This is a genomic window from Agarivorans sp. D1326 (assembly GCF_056958115.1).
Genome location: NZ_JBTWEN010000010.1, coordinates 21167 through 39090, shown reverse-complemented (window position 1 = coordinate 39090; position 17924 = coordinate 21167). Strand labels below are relative to the sequence as shown.

Sequence of the window (17924 nt, the reverse complement as noted above, 5' to 3'; positions counted from 1 at the left end):
AAATTGAGCTAAAGCAAACCATCAAAAATAAGGTAGTAATTTGTCAGTAGCCTTTCTCAGTGTTTGCTAAAGTTTAAATGAGTAATCTAATTGTTGGTAATGACAAGTAATCAGTCGCTAGGGGCGAATAATGGTCGTTGATGAATCTTCATTCCAAAAAGTTAAAGATTTTGCCCCACAGGCTTGGTCTATTAATTTACAAAACAACGACTTTACATGCCCTCATCAACTTATTGCGATGCTGGGTTACCCTAGTCAATCGGTGCTCACCCTTTCGCAGCTATTTGCAGCCTTTGAGAAAACCCAATTATCGTTACTTAAAAAGCATATTCGCCAAGTCATCGATACGGGTAAACCGATTATTCAAACCGCTATATTAAATGCCTACCAACATCGCTACATTGCTGAGATTGTCATTAATCCCCTACCCAAAAATGACAAGGTGATTACTGGCACCATTGAGTTAAAACAGTACTTTCTTACCAAACAGCAGGAACTCGCATTTTTAAAACGGGTTTTTGCTCAAGCTCATGAAGGCTTAATGATTGCCGACATCAATCACACCATATTGATGGTGAACGAGGCTATGTGTAATAACACGGGCTACCCAGAACATGAGTTGCTGGGCCAACCCGCATCGATACTTAAAAGTGGCCGCTACACCAAACCGTTTTATCAAAAACTGTGGGGCCACGTAGACGAGAAAAAAATTTGGACCGGCGAACTATTAGCAAAAACCAAACAAGGTGAGGTATACGCTCACGAAGCGCGCATTCAACGTATTGATCTACCTAATGAAGACCATGTTTATGTCTCATCTAGCCACCGCTTAGATACCTCTACCGATTTATGGGACGAAGACGATCCTAACGCCAACTCAAAAGTGCATGTACCAGACAAAAACGCATTTAACAAAAAGCTAAATGCCGACTACAAGCAGCTTAGCAACGAGGTCACCATAGTTGGCTTAGTATTTAGCGTTAGCCTTGCACAAGCCACCAGCACAATAACCCGCCAATGGTTGGTGGCGCAGCGCTTTAGTCAGCTAAGCCAACGAGGGCATTTAGGCATACTTAATGAAAAAATGTTTGCGGCTTATTGGGTTGTGCCCAAGCAAATGGAAGACATTGAACAAACCTTAAAAAGCGCCCTCGCTGCATTAGAAGGCCACAATAGTTATGAAGATATTGGCCTGTCGGCTACCGTACATGGCGGAGCCTCGGTGTTACAGATAGATGCGTCTTCGCCTTCGCAGATGTTGGCACATGCTAGCCAAGCGCTAATTGCTAACAGCCAAGGCAACGATTCTTCCTTGTATTATTATGACCGGCGCTTATCTAAGCGCTTTAACCGAAAAGCCACCTTAGCCACCCTACTAAGACAAGCCCTAGCGGCTAATCAAGTAGAAGCTTATTACCAACCCATTGTTGCATTACCTGAGCTAAAAATAGTTAAATTTGAAGCGCTATGCCGAGTAAAGTTAGACACCAAGCTCCCATACAGTGTGCAAGAACTAATTGAAATAGCAGAAGAATACAACTGGATTGACCAAATAGACGCCGCGGTTACCAAACAAGCCTTACACGATTTACCACTGCTGCAACGCCACTACCACAACAACAATATTGGCATGTCGATTAATCGCTCGGTAGTTAATGATAGGGTTTCCCATTGTTGCTTGGCAGATACCTTAAATATTTTTGAAGCCAGTGATATTGATTTAAGCCTAATCACTTTAGAGCTTACCGAATCGGCTTATTTTGATGATTCTTATTATCACTCCGAATGGTTAGATAAGCTTAAAGCACATAACATTGCCATTGCCTTAGATGATTTTGGAACAGGCTATTCGTCGTTCTCTTATCTGCGGCAAATTCCGGTAAACATTGTAAAAATTGATCGCTCGTTTGTTTCTGGTTTAACGGAAGAATCTAACGAATTCTCGATGATCGACATGCTGTGCAAGCTTACCCACAAAATGGGAGGTAAGGTGATCGCCGAAGGCGTAGAAACCCAACAAGAACTCTACCTATTATCCAAGTTAAATGTAGATATGCTGCAAGGTTATATTTTTAGTAAACCACGTAGCCTAGAACAAACCTTAAGCAGCCATAACGACCCGGTTTATATGCCGCTGTCGCAGCACCTGTATCAAGACAATATAGTGAACGCACAAACCATAATGCGTCGTGACTTCCCCAAAATTGGCCCCGACCAAAAGCTCAGCGTGGCGCTAGAAAAATTTGAACGGCATCAAACCAGACATTTATTGGTGATCGAACAAAGCCACTGTTTAGGCGTGCTGCAACAAAGTGATGTAAGCGCCGCCATTAGCCCGTACCTCAATACCAAAGGTGAACAAAACCGCGACTTAATGACCTTAAATAAACGCGTCCATCAGGTAATGAGTAAAGATTTTCTGCAAGTAAGTTTAGAGACTTCATTCGATCAGCTGTTTGAGCAATTTGTTAATCAACCCTACACCGTAGTAGCAGTAACCGGCCCCAACGGCGTGTGTTTAGGTTTAATATTGCTGGAAGACATGTTGCTAAAACACCGCGAGCACCAAAGCAGCCACTAAAACGTCTAGTTTTGTCAGCGAGTACTGCTTTAAGCACACGCTTTGCGGTAAACTTTTAGCCTAGTAATGATAATTGAGCAGTGGCCAACATGGACTATTTAGCGCTAAACAAAGCCGCTTGGGACAAACGTACCGAGCTTCACGTAGATTCTGATTTTTATGATGTAAATGGATTTCTCGCTGGGAACAGTTCGCTCAAGTCTATTGAGCGCAAGCTCATGGGCGATGTTAATGGTAAAAAGCTGTTACACCTGCAATGCCATTTTGGCTTAGACAGCTTATCTTGGGCGCGCTTGGGCGCCGAGGTTACCGCTGTTGATCTTTCTAGCGAGGCGATTAAGCGCGCTGAAGAACTGGCAGAAAAAACAGGCTTAAAGACCGAGTTTATTTGTAGCGATGTATATGCTTTTGGCGACACTAATCAAACCACTTATGACTGGGTATTTGTGTCTTACGGCGCGTTATGTTGGCTACCCGACATCACTCGCTGGGCTCAAGTAATTGCAAACAGCTTAAAACCCGGCGGCAAGCTTTGTTTAGCTGAGTTTCATCCGGTTCATGATTTAGTCAGTGGTTATGGTTACTTTCATCGTGATGAAGCAGATTTAGATGAAGAAGGCACTTATACCGAAAACGACGATGGCGAAGAGAGCCCAATGCTAACCTGGGGTCACCCCTTATCTGATGTAGTAAATGCACTGATTCACGCAGGCTTAAACATAGAGCTGCTAAACGAATACGATTACAGCCCATATAATTGTTTTGAAGATTTAACCGAGCGCGCTGCCGGCGAGTTTGTTTATGAACACGAGCACTATAACTCGCCACTTGTTTACGCCATTGTTGCCAGCAAAAAGTAAGTAACCTGAGCTCAGGATAATAAACTGGTTTCTAGCGGCTATTTTTACTTATTTCGGTGTTGAAGCTACTTGCAATAGACTAGCTATTGGCGCGCAGCTTCGCCTTGAACTAAGTAAAACTATCTCGCCAGAAACATGAAGCTAGATTAAGTACTGGCTAGCAGAGTTATCGTCACTTCCTTATCCCGAATTCAGGTTAAGTATTAAAAACAAAAAAGGCGAGCCATGTAGCTCGCCTTTTCTATTACAATGTTGGCTGTTTAATCGTTGTCGCTAATGTTTACCCAAGTGCTAGTAATGTTACCTAGTTGGGCTGGACGAGCCGAAAACAAGTAAACCTTAAAGCGTTCGTCACCTTCTTTGCGCTTATCATCAACGATTTTTGCACTCACCGTTTTAACGCCACTTTCACCTTCACTCCATTGTACACGTTGGAAAAACGGCGCGCGGTAGTCAAACCAATTAGCAGACGATGGCAATACCAATACCCACGCACTAACAGTAGTGCTGGCTTCACCATTTAACACCAGCGGGATGGTAATGTTGCCAGCAGACTCAGCAACGTTCATTTGCTCAAACTGCATGGCAACACTTAATGGCGTGTTGTCTTCAATAATCAGCTCAACTTGCGGCAAGGCTAAACTGGCCGCGCCTTGCTCTATGCTTAACTGCAAATAGGCGCGCTCCGCTCCCTCTACTAGCTCGTCGGTGTACGCAGCGATGTTTAGCTCTCGGCTGCTCATATCACCGTCAAGCCAGGTTAGTTCGCCACTTAGCAATGCTAAATCTTGCTCATCGGCTGAACCCGCAACTACTTGGTACTTAAGCACTACATCGCCAAAATCACCGGCTAAACGCTCTATCGTTAACGAGCCATTACTGCCTTCGGCAATGGTGAGTTCAGTCGCGGTGCTAATAGTGCCCTCACTGCGCATATCTAAAGCAATGATGACTGGATCATGATCCGATGCGCGATAAGCATGTGGCGCATAAAAGTTAGTAATTTGCGCGTCAGACTTATACTCGGTGTTGTAATCTAAACCGGTTGGTTCGTCGGCATTTATATGCCAATCGGTGGCATCTAGCACTCGTGATGTTAAGGCTGAATCGGCCAAGGCGTGGTCTAAACTGCCTGCTTCTTCATCGTAGTAGTAGGAGTAACTGTTTGCTTCGAACAGTGGTACTAGGTTAGTAAAGCCGGCCGTTTCAAAGGCTAACATTGGGTCTTCTTTGGCGTACGCGTTAAAGTCTCCCAGCAACAATACCTGTTGTTTTTCGGCAAAAAACTGGCTCAGTGTTTGCGCCGCTAAAGTGCGTTGACCATTACAATTGCCCTGACCATCTCCCATGTCTGGGTCGCCTAAGGCATTACAGTTACTGCCTTTAGACTTAAAGTGGTTAACTGCAACATAAAAGCGCTCGCCGCCATCTACCATGCTAAATTGCTGCACTAAAGGAACACGATGCTTAGCAGTAACGTCGTCAAAGGGATAAGAATTAATTAGCTGCGCATCACCATAAACCTGCACAACACTTGGCTGGTAGATTAAACCTACCGTGATCATATCGTTACCAATACGTTCACTTAAAGGCTTCACTACGGCGTAATGTTGTTGCTCGGGCAGCTGAACATTAACCGCATCAACTAAGTTTTGAATTGCGCTAGCCTCATCAAAACCGTTATTTTGCAGCTCCATTAAGCCTACAACGTTGGCATTCATGGCGACTAAGGCCGACACCAATTTAGCCCGCTGACGTTCAAACTCTTCAGCAGTATCCGCCCCACGAAAATCAGTCGCATTGTCGATGTCTAAATCGGTGAAAAAGTTAAGCACGTTGAAGCTTGCAACAGTTAAGTTACCTAGCTCCTCTAGTTCTGGCTCGGTGGTTCTTGGGTTTGCATCGATAAAGTTAGGTACTACCGTAGGCTGCACCCGAAACTGGCCGAAACTGTAATTAATAACGCCTTCAACATTGCTCACTTGCGAACCAGCGCGCAGGCTATTTAAGGCTGAGAAATTAGGGAAGTAGGCTATATCATCGGGATTTTGCGAACTTAAACCATCATCCAATACCAAGCGGTTAAGCTGATTAGCCAGGGCTAAAGCTTCGGCTTCTGGCGTATTGGCTGGGTAAACCTGGGTAGATTTAAAGCGCTTACCTAATGACAACACCGTTTCGCCATAACGATTAAAGGTGTAGGCAGGCGTGGCATGCAAGGTTTGCGGCAGCACCACACGCATGCCTTCTAGGTGATAAAGATCCGCATCCACCAAAGGTAGGTTTAGGCTGGTTGCACTAGGTAGCGCTTCTTCGCCACACACAATTAAGCCGCTTACATCTTTAAGCTGATTACCACCGCTATAAGTGGCTATAGTTGCTTTTACGCGTACTCGTTGGCCTAGCGAAACGCCATCTGCGTAGTGGTAAACAAAAATCCCTTCAGAAGTTTGAGGGTCTGCATCCCAGTTAGCATCGGCATGCTGTATAAAAAAGCCAGATAATTGATTGTTATTAGCATCGCCTTGGAAATCACCCACTACAACAGCTTCAACCAATATCTCTTGGTCTAATAAATTGGCTGAGCGAATGCTATTAATCGCAGTGCTTGTATCCCCACATTGGCCAATTTCTGATATTGGAGGGTCAATTGGCCCGCCATCGTCATCGCAAGCACCTTGGCCAATGCAGCCTAGACCATCAACAGTGTTTATTGCGTAGTTGAACCAGCGAGATGAAATCACAAATTCTTGGCTGTTGTCGTTATCAAGGCTGCTTTCATCAAGGCGGCGCAAAGTTTGATTTTGCGTTGAAGCGCCGCCATCAGTCCAGGTTTGACGCACACCAATTTGACCAACGCGATCAAGCAATACATCGTTGGCAAACAAGCCAACTGCATCATCACCATTAAAGTTAACCACGCTTGACTCAATGCCCACTCCAGGGGGGATTAGGGCATTGTCGTTATTGCCAATCACCGCATTGCTGTTCACAAATACTAAGGTTTCGCCTGGCGCTAAACTGCCACTTAACGCTTGGGTATTGGTGGCAGTGCTTGCTCCGTTGGAAAACAAGCGCAGCTGATAATCACCAGCGCTTAGATCGACTGTTTGATCACCATAGTTCGCAATTTCAATTGCCTTATTAAAGCTACTACCTTCTATATATTCACTAATGAGTACATTCGCTTGCGCGCTAGTACCTAAGGCACATAGGCCCATTAACATAAAATTTCTGGGGTTCATATTACTCGTCCCTGAGACCATAAAAATGCCGCACACAGCGGCGCCATTAACTGGTCTAGCCTGACGAAACTTAATGACAAAAAAACATAAAAATGACGAACAAAATGTGACAACTCAGTGACAGTTTTTTGAAGTTAAAGCTCTAGTCTCAATTTGCCAAAGTTAGCTAAATTAACTTTTTTGGAGAAGTATTGAACAGAAAGAGTGAACTATTTAAATCTACAGCATTGGTTTTGGCTAACTAGAAACGGCCGCTCTAGAAGCTAGTGAGTTTAAAAACTTCATATCCCTTAGATTTTGAAGATGTAGTTCCCGCCCATGGTGACCCAGTAATAGGCAAGCCAAACAACATTACGGTAACACAACCAACAAATTGTGAGTTTTAAACCCCAAATATGGCCTTAAGCTGAAAAAGTAATTGCGTTACCTATAAACAATTATATCCTATGCAAAAATTTGAGATATCAAGGAAGAAAGTTCAAATGTCACACCGAATATACACGCTACTTTTGTTAGTTCTATTTCCCTTTGTAGTTAACGCCAAAGTATATACCACTTCTTTTAAAGTAGATGCGCCAAATGCTTCAAGTGAGGCTGTTAAAGTCGCCTTATATGATTCTTTAATCAGGCGAGGCTGGACCGTTGATGAACAACTTGAATCCCAAACCACAGCCCACCTTCATAAGCGCAATACGAAGGCAAAAGTAGTCATTGATTATAGCGATACTCACGTAGATATAAATACAACAGGGTCGCGAACATATACAACACCGGGCATGAGCCCAAGTGAGCCAGTAGTCGAAGTTGATAGGCCATTTAACCCAAGAGGATGGATTAAAAATATCGTAAATGACACTAAACGACTTTTACCTCAGGCGATTAATCAGGTTTCGAAGAAAACCACCCAAGAACCTAGCCTTACCGTTCAACTAAAAGAACTAAAAGCGCTACATGAGGACGGGCTAATTAGCGAAGAAATCTATTTAGAAAAACAACGATTGTTACTTCAATAAGCAAAACGTAGCTATAGAGCCTTATGATACAGGGCTCTATTCACTGGTTCTGAACGAAGATAACGCTGCGCCATAAATGCCACCGCCGACAGTGAGCAAATACTTACCAACACAATGCCCTGCCAGCCCCAAGCTGCAAAGAAGGGTTGCATTAATGCGCCGCCACTTGCTGCGCCAATATAATAACTAATCGTATAAAGAGCTGATGCGCTGGCCTTAGCTTGGGTGGCATGTTGGTTTACCCACGCGCTGGCTTGAGCATGGCAGAAAAAGAAGCCCATTGAAGAGACCACCATTGCCAATAACAACATCCATAGTTCGCCAAACAGACTTAATAAACTGGCGATAGTCATCACCAATAAACCTAGCACTATGCAACTTTTACCGCCGTAACGTTGCGCAATTCGCCCGGCCGAGCTCGCAGTAAATGTGCCGCCTAGGTAACTAAGAAACAATAACGACGTAAGGCTAGCTGGCAGCGAAAATGGCGCTTCGGCCAAAATAAAAGTGAGGTAAGAGAACTGGTTTATGAACACCCCAAAACCGATGCCGCCCACTAAGTAAGCACATACTAACTGCGGGTTGCGCATATGCCGTTTATAGTTAGCGAGACTTTGACATAAGCGCCAGCGACCTAAGGTTTTAGCTTGTTCTGCTGGCAGTAGCATTACTACTGCTAAGGCCATAAATAAGCTAAGTAAGGCAACTACCATAAACGACATCTGCCAAGAGCCTAGCAAGTCGGCACTCCAGCCCCCAAGTAAACGCCCACCAATTCCACCTAAAGAGTTGGCCGCGATAAAAATACCCACCGCTTTGATCAAGGCTTGCGGATCTAATTGCTCTGCTAAGTAAGCAATCGCTACCGCAGGAACGCCAGCCAAACAGACACCCTGCAGAAAACGCAAAGCTACAATGGCATAAAACGATTGGGGGTGCGCCAAGCCTATCAGTAAACTTAAACAAGGGACTAATGCGATAGAGAACAGCAGGATCTTGCGCCGCCCCACGGCATCAGATAAGGAGGCTAACAACAACAATCCCAAAGCCATGCCTAACATGGCTGCCGATAACATAGCACTGGCGGCCAACGCCGATACCTGATATTCGCTGGCAAACATAGGCAACAGCGGTTGCACCAAGTAAAGGTTAAAAAAGGTAACCAATGAAGCCGCAGATACTGCTGCGGTTACTTTCCAAAAGCCCTTACTGTTTTGCTGATACTGCATAGCCAACTCAATCAATAGCGATAAGGTAATGCTATGCCTGCACTACTAATAAATAAAATATATTAGTATTATCACTGTGATAACTTTTACTTATGGGAATGCAAATGGAACTGCGACAACTGCGACAATTTGTAACGGTAGTAGAGTTAGCTAGTTTTACCGCCGCGGCTAAACACTTGGGCATTGCCCAGCCAGCCATTAGCGCTACCATAAAAAAGTTGGAACAGCAGCTCTCCATTCAATTGCTACAACGCAATGAGCGTAAAGTAAGCTTAAGTGCTGAAGGCAAAATTCTTTACCAGCACGCAATACAATTGCTTAAACAGGCCGAAGACGCCAAACAAGCCATGCAATCCTTAGTAGGCTTAGAAAGCGGCATGGTAACCATTGGCATTCCTAGCATGATGGGTTCTTACTTCTTCCCGCCGTTACTCATGGGCTTTAAAAGCCTCTACCCACAACTAAATTTGTCGGTGATAGATGCAGGTACCGAATTGGTGAGAAAAAAGCTACTGAGTGGCGAATTAGATTTAGGCATTGTAGTCACCCACGATGTACCACCCGAGCTACATTGCGAACCAATTTACAAAGGAGAACTGCTAGCTTGTTGTAGCCAAGATAACCCGCTAAGCCAACAAAGCAGCATTAGCCACCAAGAGTTTTTAGACCATGAGTTGGTGCTATTTAGAGAGGGCTACTTTCACCACAAGGTGATAGAGCAAATAAGTCGTGAGCAGCAGCGGGGGCCGCAGGTCTCTTTTCAAACCAACTTAATACCTTTGATTAAATCGATAGTGGCACGAGATTTTGGCATCACCACCCTGCTTAGCATGGTGGTGCAACCGGGCGACGCCCTGCACTCATTAAGCTTTAATCCGCCGTTTTTTCTAGAACTAGGCTTAGCTTGGCGTCGCGACGCCTATATGTCTCGCGCCAATCAGCGCTTCAAAGATTTTGTATTAGAGAACTGCAAACTGGCCGAGGCATAACCAAAAAACCAGAAAACCCAGCAACTACCATTGCGAATTTTTACCGATATACTTAAGCCAGAAACCTAATCAAGGATGAATCTGTGTCTAACGAAACAAGCAAACAAAGCCCAATGCAGCAGCGGCTTTATGAGATAATTTTTGGTTATAACTCCAAAGCCGGTAAACGCTTTGATCTGCTGTTAGTCGTCGCCATTATCACCAGCGTAAGTGTGGTTATCTTAGATTCAGTCAGTGAGTTCGAGCAGCTCTACCATACCTGGTTTATCGCCTTAGAGGTGGTATTTACTTTGTTTTTCACCCTTGAATATATCGCTCGCTTGTACTGTTCTCCCCAGCCCAAAGAGTACGCCAAAAGCTTTTATGGCATTGTTGATTTACTGGCTATTCTACCTACCTATTTAGCGCTGCTTTACCCTGCTGCCCAAGTTATGCTGCTATTTCGTTTACTGCGTATATTACGAATTTTGCGGGTGCTTAAGTTAGTGCGCTATATGAGTGAGGCCAACGTGCTACTGCGCGCCTTAATGCTGGCAAGGCGTAAGATTTTGGTGTTCTTATTCTGTATCTGCTTAATTACCACCATTTATGGTGCCTTAATGTATGCCATTGAAGGGCCCGAAAACGGCTTTACCAGTATTCCGAAGAGCATCTACTGGGCGATTGTTACCATTACCACCGTGGGTTATGGTGATATATCCCCTGCCACACCATTAGGACAAGCGCTTGCGGCCTTAGTAATGATAACTGGCTTTGCCATTATCACCGTGCCAACCGGCATTGTGGGCGCTGAGTTAGTAAACGAGATGCGCAGAGAACAGCGCGAACATCGTTGTTTGCATTGTGAGCGCGCAGGTCACGACCATGATGCAGACTACTGTAAACACTGTGGCGCGAGTCTGTTAGAGGAATCATAAAATTGTATTATTCAGGCATTAATCTGCTGGGCTAAACTGAATTACATAACTTAATAACGGTAAATCTATGGTGATTATTGTAGGGCATCGCGGCGCAGCAGGCAGCGCGCCAGAAAACACTTTAGCAGGTTTAGACCGAGCTGCAGAGCTAGGTTTAAGCTGGGTCGAATTTGATACCTTTTTGGCAAGCGATCACCAAGCTATAGTATTTCACGATGAAAACTTAGACCGCTGCACCCACAGCAGCGGCAAAGTGGCTGAGCACAGCTTAGATCAGTTGCTAACCATCGATGCAGGGGTTAAGTTTGCGCCAGAGTTTATTGGCCAACAAATCCCTAGCTTGCGCCAATATTTAATACACGCAAAAAAATTAGGTTTGAAGCTAAACTTAGAGCTTAAGTATCACCAACAGCCGCGCCAGCAGCTTGCCGAAGCGGTGCTAGAAGAGATTGAGCACTGTAATTTTCCCTTAAGCGATTTGCTGATATCCAGCTTTGATCATCAAATTCTGTTGTTTTTACATAAACATGCCAAGCAATTAGAGCTCGCCCAGCTTTATGAAGCCCCTCCAGAAAACTGGCGACAACAACTCGCAGACATTGATGCCGTTGCTTGCCATTGTAATTATCAAAAGCTGAGTGTCGCCCAAGCCAAGCAAATCAAACTGGCGGGTTATCGTTTGTCTACATACACTGTAAATGAGCCCACCGAAATCACCGCATTGTTACCATGGTTGGATATGGTTATTAGTGACTTTCCTGAGCGATTTTTATAGTCCCTAAGTGTGTGGAAAGTTTGCATACTTAATTCGCAGGAAGCGAGCCATGACGCCAGCAAACTTGTCACCTCAGCAGCAACTTAAAGAACGCATTCTCGATCAGGTATTGGCCTTTCTATTAGAGGGTGATTGGCAACAAATTGAGATGAAGAACATCGCCAGCCAATGCGGTATTAGCGACGCAGAACTTAACGACTGCTTCCCTAACTTACAATCGATAACTTCAGCGGTAAATAGCCGACTGACTCAAAACTTTATTCAACACCTAGATTTAAGTAGCCGAGAAAGCTTGCGCCTCACTTGGTTAGACAGTTTGGAGTCTCCACGCTTTCGAGCGATTGTGCATTTGTTTATTGATGCGTCTCAGCAAAAAAGTGTGGCGTGGCGTTTAGCGAACGTTGGTTGGAATCAATTCACTAACCATGTGGCTAGCCATTTAGGCTATCAGGCCGTGAATCAAGATCTCCCCTGGCTGCTGGGGAAATCGATGCTCAAATTTATTAACCAACGTGGTCGCACATCACTTAAAAGCGTAGATAGCTAACCTTGTGGTTGTAGTAGGTCATCGCCAATCAGTGAGTAAATTGCCGCATGACAGGGCTTACCGTAATCCAATACTCGCGCACGAGCTAAGCATTCAAACTGAGCGCCGGCTTTTTCTGCAACGCGGCGGCTGGCAAAATTTTCTTCAGCGATAACCAACTCTAGTCGGTTTAGCTGCAAAGCATTAAAGGCATAATCAGCCATTAAACGCACGGCTTCGGTGGCGATGCCTTTTCCGCTGGCGCTGTCTTTTATCCAATAACCCAAGTTGGCGGCGCGGTAATTCCATTCAATACGATTAATGGCGATAGCGCCCAAAAACTCCCCACCTTGGCTAGCAAATATGCCCATATCAAAGGCAATGTTCTTGGCAATCGCAGCTTGGCTTAGCGCTAACCAAGAGCGGCTTTCCTCTTCAGGGTAATCTTCTTCCATCCAATCTAGCCAACGACACCCGCTAATAGCCGTTTCGCGAACCGCCTCGGCATGGGCAACAGCATCACTTGGTAAGTAAGGGCGAATAAGAACGTGCTTGCCTCGCATGATTAGCTCCTAATTTGGCGAGTAACTATAAACATAGGCTGCAAAACCTATCCACGACAAGGCTAGCAGCACCCAAGGCAAATACTGAGGCTTGTTCGAGCCTGCAGATTGAGGGCTTTCCTGTGCATCAACTTGCTTATCGCTTTGTTGACGAGCTTGTTTTTTACGTGCTTTGTCGGCTTCACGCATTTTAGCTTTATGCTGCTTTTTGTATTGCTCAATTCCTTTTTGAATACCTGCCGATATTAATTTGGTTTGCTCTTTAGTTTGACCGGGCCGCTGATTAGCTTTTGCTATCGCATCTGCCGTTGCTACCGTTTCATCTGAGATTTTTTGTTTCTGCTGCTTTGCCACATTACCTCCTAGCGTAGAGTATTACTTTGAACTATCCCGCTACATAAGTCTAAAAGAACACGCAACTATAATAAAACAAAGACTTTTTTAAAGAGTAACTACCTTGATCATTTTTTTATAACAGCCTTCGGATTACACTAAGCAAATTTTTTTGTTCAGGGAGAATGACGGATGAACACCCCACTACTTGGGGCACAAATGTTACTTGTTGCATTTGGCGCTACCACCTTAGTACCACTATTAACCGGAATAAGCCCCAACCTTGCGCTGTTGGGTGCGGGTATTGGTACCTTAATCTTTCAGTTTTGCACCAAACGACAAATTCCTATTTTCTTAGGAAGTTCATTCGCCTTTATTGGTCCAATTATTTTGGGCACGCAACAATTTGGCTTACCCGCTACTTTAAGTGGCCTAATGGCTGCAGGCTTAATGTTCATTATTATTAGTGCCGTGGTAAAAGTACGTGGCGTTAAAGTGATTGAACGCTTTTTACCCCCGGTGGTAGTTGGCCCTGTAATTATGGTAATTGGCTTAGGTTTAGCGCCAGTTGCGGTAAACATGGCACTAGGTAAAACTGGTGATGGATCAGCGGTATTAGTAGAACAAGACATCGCATTGCTTATCTCTTTAGCCGCCTTGTTCACCACCATTGTGGTATCTATTTTTGCCAAAGGCATGCTTAAACTTATGCCAATTATTAGTGGCGTGGTGGTAGGTTATGTACTCAGCTTATTCTTTGGCTTAGTAGATTTTACTTCTGTAAGCCAAGCTGCTTGGTTTGCGATTCCAGAGTTTGTAACACCAGAGTTTAACTGGCAGGCCATCTTATTCATCGCTCCAATTGGCCTAATTGTTACCATTGAGCACTTTGGTGACATACTGGCAATCTCCAATGTGACTGGCAAAAACTTCGTAGAAAAGCCTGGTATTCACCGCTCATTATTGGGTGATGGTTTAGCCACTATGACAGCTGCCAGCTTTGGCGCTCCACCGGTAGTAAGTTACGGCGAAGTGACCGGTGCAGTAAGCCTACTTAAAACTTACAACCCAGTGATTATGACTTGGGCTGCGGTATTTGCCATTGGCCTAGCTTTTGTGGGTAAAACCGGTGCCTTGTTGTTGTCGATTCCGGTACCGGTAATGGGCGGCATTATGTGTTTGTTATTTGGTGCTATTGCTGCCATTGGTTTAAACACCTTAATTAGCAAACAAGTTGATCTCTCTATTCCACGTAACTTGGTGATTGTGTCTGTAACCCTAGTGTTTGGTATTGGCGGCATGGCCGTTGGCGTAGGCGAATTCACCCTTAAAGGTGTTGGTCTGTGTGGCATTGTAGCTATTATTCTTAACTTGGTATTACCTCAAGAAGAGAAAGCAACAGAGGCTAAGTAAGCTCATATGCATACTAAAAGGCCAGCTTTAAGCTGGCCTTTTTTGTTACTTGTTTACACCCTTAGCTAAACATCGATAAATGGCTTTGGTTAAAGTTGCTAAGGCTTGGGAATAACTCGAGCACCTCACTATCACTTAATCCAAACCAACGGGCTAAACTGGCAAAATATTGCTCATTGGCCACTTGTGGGATCATTCGACCGCCGCCCACATCATAAGCGCTGTCTAATGCTTGCTCGATAACTGAGCCATAAATCTCGCCACCATTTACCGCTCCGCCCATCACAAGTTGATTACCAGCCCAGCCATGATCAGTGCCGTCGCCATTAGAACTTAGGGTTCTGCCAAAATCTGACATGGTGAAAGTAGTCACTTGATTAGATAAACCTAAGCTCGTCATCGCGCTGTCAAACTCAGCCATGGCTTGAGAAAGCTGCTGCAATAAAGCGGGGTGATTAACATTTTGATCATCGTGAGTATCAAAACCGCCCATGCCTACAAAATAAACTTGTCGCCCTACCCCAAATTGCGATTGCACAGATAAGGTTTTGGCAACTGCAAGCAATTGCTTAGACAAATTGCTATCACCAAATACATCGGTGAACTCCTCAGCACTGCCAAGCGCTTCGTTTAGCTGTTCGGTATTGCTAATCGAGGTGTCTAATTTATCACTGTAGCTTTTTGCCAAGGGGTGGCTAGCGCGGCTAAACATTTGCTCGAGCTGTAGCCTAAAATCTTGAGTACGTTGCGAAGTACTGTTGTAAGCATTCAGTCGGGTAATACCCGATTTATTCATGGCAAAAGGAATCGCATTTGGGCCAGTTTGCCAGAGGTTATTTCCAGATAAAGATATGTTTGAACCAAAGTTGTCATGTTGATTGAGCAGCTCTAAAATGCGCCCGCCCCAACCATAATTAATGCTTTCTTTTTCGCGACCTTGCATCCACGTGGCTTGCTGGTCGTTATGTGAAAACAAATTGTTAGGTATAGCAGCACTTTTGGCTTTGTACTGCTCCAAGGTAATAGGCGCAACTAAACTCCCTACGCCAGAAACCACAGCAAGTTTTTGATTATTAAACAAAGGTGCAATGGGTGATAACGCAGGGTTTAAACCAATTCCCCCATCAACTGCGGTAATCGGGTCAATCGCAATCGCATCACTCACCGCCAGATTTTGGCGACTGTTTAAATAAGCCGCTAAAGGATCACCTTGCTGAGGGATTAGCATATTGAAAGAGTCGTTGCCGCCTTTCAAAAAAATACATACTAAGGCTTTAAATCCATCGGCGCTGGCCGCGGGTGTCGCCAAACTTGTCATCGCTTTTAATTGCATACTGGTGAGCGCTGCCATCGACACCCCACCTTTTAAGCACAGCGATAAAAACTCTCGCCTGTTTTTATAAGTCATCTCAGGCTCCTAAAGCTGAACTATGTAGTCGGGAGAAACCGACACGGTAAACAACAAAAACGCAACTTGCTGATAAGGGGTCCAACTCGACCAAATATCTTGCACTTCGCGCAGAGTTTGGCGCTGGTCACTGCTCATGCTGCCGCTATAAAACAAGGTATCGTAGTAATCGAGCAACGCTTCTAAACCCTGTTGCTCAAGAATATCCACGTGAGCTTGTAGGCTCAGCATAATGCGTTTATCACTTGGCTCAGAAATCAGCTCTTTTATGTTCCATAGAAAACCGCTGTACTGGTTATTGAACTGACCAATTAATGCTGCGTCATTAGCGATTTGTAACTCCGGTGCAACAATATCTAGCTCCAACAAATCGGCGGGTTGATAATCTGGTCTAAAGAAATTGAATACCGATGGCGATCCCAGCGGGGTTTGTCCGTGGCTGTCGTTTAGTGACCAAGTGAAGTACCAATTAGCAGGGCTAGCGGCATCTAGTTCACGCCAGAACTGAACGGTTCGTAATAAAGGCTCGCGAATTTTTCCGTAATAACTTATTACACCTGAATTTTGCCTGGCTTCATCATCAAGCAAAATAGCGCTAACTACAGCTGCTAAATCACCGCGCTCTCCACTGCCATTGTCATCAAATATATTCGCTACACGCTCTACGTATTGTGGCGTTGGGTTAGAGGTCACTAAACGTTGAATAAGCTGCTTAGAGATAAATGGCGCAACATTAGGGTGCTCAAAAAGATTATCTAGTGCATAACGCATGTCATCTTCAGCGGTTTGCCCACCTGCTAGCACCACACCATTTAGCAGTGTTTTGTCTTTTTGTGAGTGATAATCAGGATAAGCTTCCATAGGGATAGTGAAATTACGGCTTGGTCGCTTCCACCGGGCGCTTGCACCAAAGGTCCAACCGGTGAAAACTCTCGCAAAACCTTCAATTTCCTCTTGCCCATAGGTGGCAATGGTATTGCCTTCACCATCACGTTTAACACTACCATCTTGATTCAGCTCTGCTAAACCAATGGTAAATAACTGCATCACTTCTCGGGCGTAGTTTTCATCTGGACGAATATTAAGTTCTTCGTCAGCTTTTTCGTTGCCTAAATGACTTAAATAGGTGCCCATTACTGGTGATAAGGTTACGTCTTCCAACAGCTCACGAAAATTACCAAAGGCATGGGTCAGCAAAATATCTTGATAATGTGCCATGCCTTCGGGCTCGCCGCGCAGGGCATTGTTGCTATCAGATACAACAAAAATCTCACTTAAAGCAAAAGCCACCCGCTGTCGCAGCTGGTCAGGAGCATTAAGAGAGGCCTTCCACCATGCATCGATTCGGTTAATTTGGTTTGGCTCTTCACGGTCTGGGTAATTAGCCACTAGAGGTAAGTGCTTGGTTATTGGCAACTGCATTTGCTCTGCTAACCACTCTTGCTCGCTAATACCTGTTGCCTCGTCAATTTCGCTACCTTTAGGTCCTAAGGTAGCTTGATGCAACAATCGCGCGGCTTGAGAGCTGCTCATTGCGTTTTGCACCTCAAAACTCAAACGCTGGCGAGTCACTTGATCTTGGTCGTTAGTAATAGCAACTTCAAAAGTGTAAGTATCAGCGCTAAGGCTGGAGTTGTTATCTGGAACAATTTCCAACTCTAAGCTGTCGCTTTGAACAAAGTTAATGCTAGGGCCCGATACTTGGCGCCATTCAACTTTACTAATGGTGCCTAAACCAGTTGCTTTCGCTCTTAGGCTTACAGGTTGCCCCTTGCGGGCGGTTTCAGTTAGCTCTACTTCTACATTAGGCTCTTGAGGCTCTGCAGGTCCAGGCTCTGAGCCCCCGCCACCACAAGCGAACAATGACAAAAGCAAAGCAATACTAATTAGACTTCGCATTAACACGTCCATGTTATTAACAATTAAAAAAATAAAGTGTCCAGAAATCGCACATGCAAATCAACAACTTACTAACATCTGGTTTTCATCACCTGTTAGCGCTACTTTACACCAACAATATGATTAATAAGTGCACAAGCCCCGCACTTTGCCCAAACTAGTCTACGGCGTGC

Annotated in this window: 14 protein-coding genes; 8 read left to right on the top strand and 6 right to left on the bottom strand. The window is 44.7% G+C overall.

What is annotated here, in order from left to right:
* The first annotated feature begins 130 nt into the window (after positions 1 to 130).
* Positions 131 to 2581: an EAL domain-containing protein gene (locus tag ACYFDN_RS17530; RefSeq protein ID WP_483512118.1), complete on the top strand. Its 2451-nt coding sequence runs from the start codon at positions 131 to 133 to the stop codon at positions 2579 to 2581.
* A gap of 89 nt (positions 2582 to 2670) precedes the next feature.
* A complete protein-coding gene (locus ACYFDN_RS17525) occupies positions 2671 to 3441 on the top strand; it encodes a class I SAM-dependent methyltransferase (protein ID WP_483512117.1) in 771 nt (256 codons plus the stop codon).
* 260 nt (positions 3442 to 3701) lie between these two features.
* Here the strand turns inward: ACYFDN_RS17525 and ACYFDN_RS17520 are convergent, their stop codons facing one another.
* Positions 3702 to 6686 carry an ExeM/NucH family extracellular endonuclease gene (locus ACYFDN_RS17520; RefSeq protein ID WP_483512116.1) on the bottom strand — a complete coding sequence of 995 codons (2985 nt, stop codon included), beginning with the start codon at positions 6684 to 6686 and terminating at the stop codon, positions 3702 to 3704.
* 482 nt (positions 6687 to 7168) lie between these two features.
* On the opposite strand from ACYFDN_RS17520, the gene ACYFDN_RS17515 reads away from it, so the two are divergent.
* Positions 7169 to 7699, top strand: coding sequence for an SHOCT domain-containing protein (locus tag ACYFDN_RS17515; RefSeq protein ID WP_483512115.1), 531 nt, complete (start codon positions 7169 to 7171; stop codon positions 7697 to 7699).
* An 11-nt stretch (positions 7700 to 7710) separates the two neighbouring features.
* On the opposite strand, the gene ACYFDN_RS17510 is transcribed toward ACYFDN_RS17515, so the two are convergent.
* On the bottom strand, positions 7711 to 8928 hold the full coding sequence (locus ACYFDN_RS17510) for an MFS transporter (RefSeq protein WP_483512114.1): 1218 nt from the start codon (positions 8926 to 8928) through the stop codon (positions 7711 to 7713).
* A gap of 104 nt (positions 8929 to 9032) precedes the next feature.
* Here ACYFDN_RS17510 and ACYFDN_RS17505 point away from each other — a divergent pair, with 104 nt between their 5' ends.
* The 4 genes from ACYFDN_RS17505 to ACYFDN_RS17490 all read left to right on the top strand — a co-directional run bounded on the left by ACYFDN_RS17505 (position 9033) and on the right by ACYFDN_RS17490 (position 12156).
* Entirely contained in the window at positions 9033 to 9917 is an 885-nt protein-coding gene (locus ACYFDN_RS17505; RefSeq protein ID WP_483512113.1) for a LysR family transcriptional regulator, read from the top strand.
* A gap of 83 nt (positions 9918 to 10000) precedes the next feature.
* The gene (locus ACYFDN_RS17500) at positions 10001 to 10834 is read left to right on the top strand and encodes an ion transporter (RefSeq protein ID WP_483512111.1); all 834 of its coding nucleotides are present in this window, start codon (positions 10001 to 10003) and stop codon (positions 10832 to 10834) included.
* Between the two features lie 67 nt (positions 10835 to 10901).
* Positions 10902 to 11609 (top strand): glycerophosphodiester phosphodiesterase family protein, encoded by a 708-nt coding sequence (locus ACYFDN_RS17495; protein ID WP_483512110.1) that lies wholly within the window; start codon positions 10902 to 10904, stop codon positions 11607 to 11609.
* Positions 11610 to 11658: 49 nt separating this feature from the next.
* A complete protein-coding gene (locus ACYFDN_RS17490; RefSeq protein WP_016403810.1) occupies positions 11659 to 12156 on the top strand; it encodes a TetR/AcrR family transcriptional regulator in 498 nt (165 codons plus the stop codon).
* On the opposite strand, the gene ACYFDN_RS17485 is transcribed toward ACYFDN_RS17490, so the two are convergent.
* Together ACYFDN_RS17485 and ACYFDN_RS17480 are read right to left on the bottom strand one after the other, a co-directional pair.
* Positions 12153 to 12698: a GNAT family N-acetyltransferase gene (locus ACYFDN_RS17485; RefSeq protein WP_338624690.1), complete on the bottom strand. Its 546-nt coding sequence runs from the start codon at positions 12696 to 12698 to the stop codon at positions 12153 to 12155. The two genes, ACYFDN_RS17490 and ACYFDN_RS17485, sit on opposite strands and share 4 nt — an antisense overlap.
* A 9-nt stretch (positions 12699 to 12707) precedes the next feature.
* On the bottom strand, positions 12708 to 13052 hold the full coding sequence (locus ACYFDN_RS17480; RefSeq protein ID WP_483512109.1) for a DUF2956 domain-containing protein: 345 nt from the start codon (positions 13050 to 13052) through the stop codon (positions 12708 to 12710).
* 171 nt (positions 13053 to 13223) lie between these two features.
* Here ACYFDN_RS17480 and ACYFDN_RS17475 point away from each other — a divergent pair, with 171 nt between their 5' ends.
* Positions 13224 to 14444, top strand: a complete 1221-nt coding sequence (locus ACYFDN_RS17475) for a uracil-xanthine permease family protein (RefSeq protein ID WP_152781891.1) — start codon at positions 13224 to 13226, stop codon at positions 14442 to 14444.
* Between the two features lie 61 nt (positions 14445 to 14505).
* Here the strand turns inward: ACYFDN_RS17475 and ACYFDN_RS17470 are convergent, their stop codons facing one another.
* The gene (locus tag ACYFDN_RS17470; RefSeq protein ID WP_483512108.1) at positions 14506 to 15852 is read right to left on the bottom strand and encodes a DUF1501 domain-containing protein; all 1347 of its coding nucleotides are present in this window, start codon (positions 15850 to 15852) and stop codon (positions 14506 to 14508) included.
* Between the two features lie 9 nt (positions 15853 to 15861).
* Positions 15862 to 17751 carry a DUF1800 domain-containing protein gene (locus ACYFDN_RS17465; RefSeq protein WP_483512107.1) on the bottom strand — a complete coding sequence of 630 codons (1890 nt, stop codon included), beginning with the start codon at positions 17749 to 17751 and terminating at the stop codon, positions 15862 to 15864.
* Between the last annotated feature and the right edge of the window lie 173 nt (positions 17752 to 17924).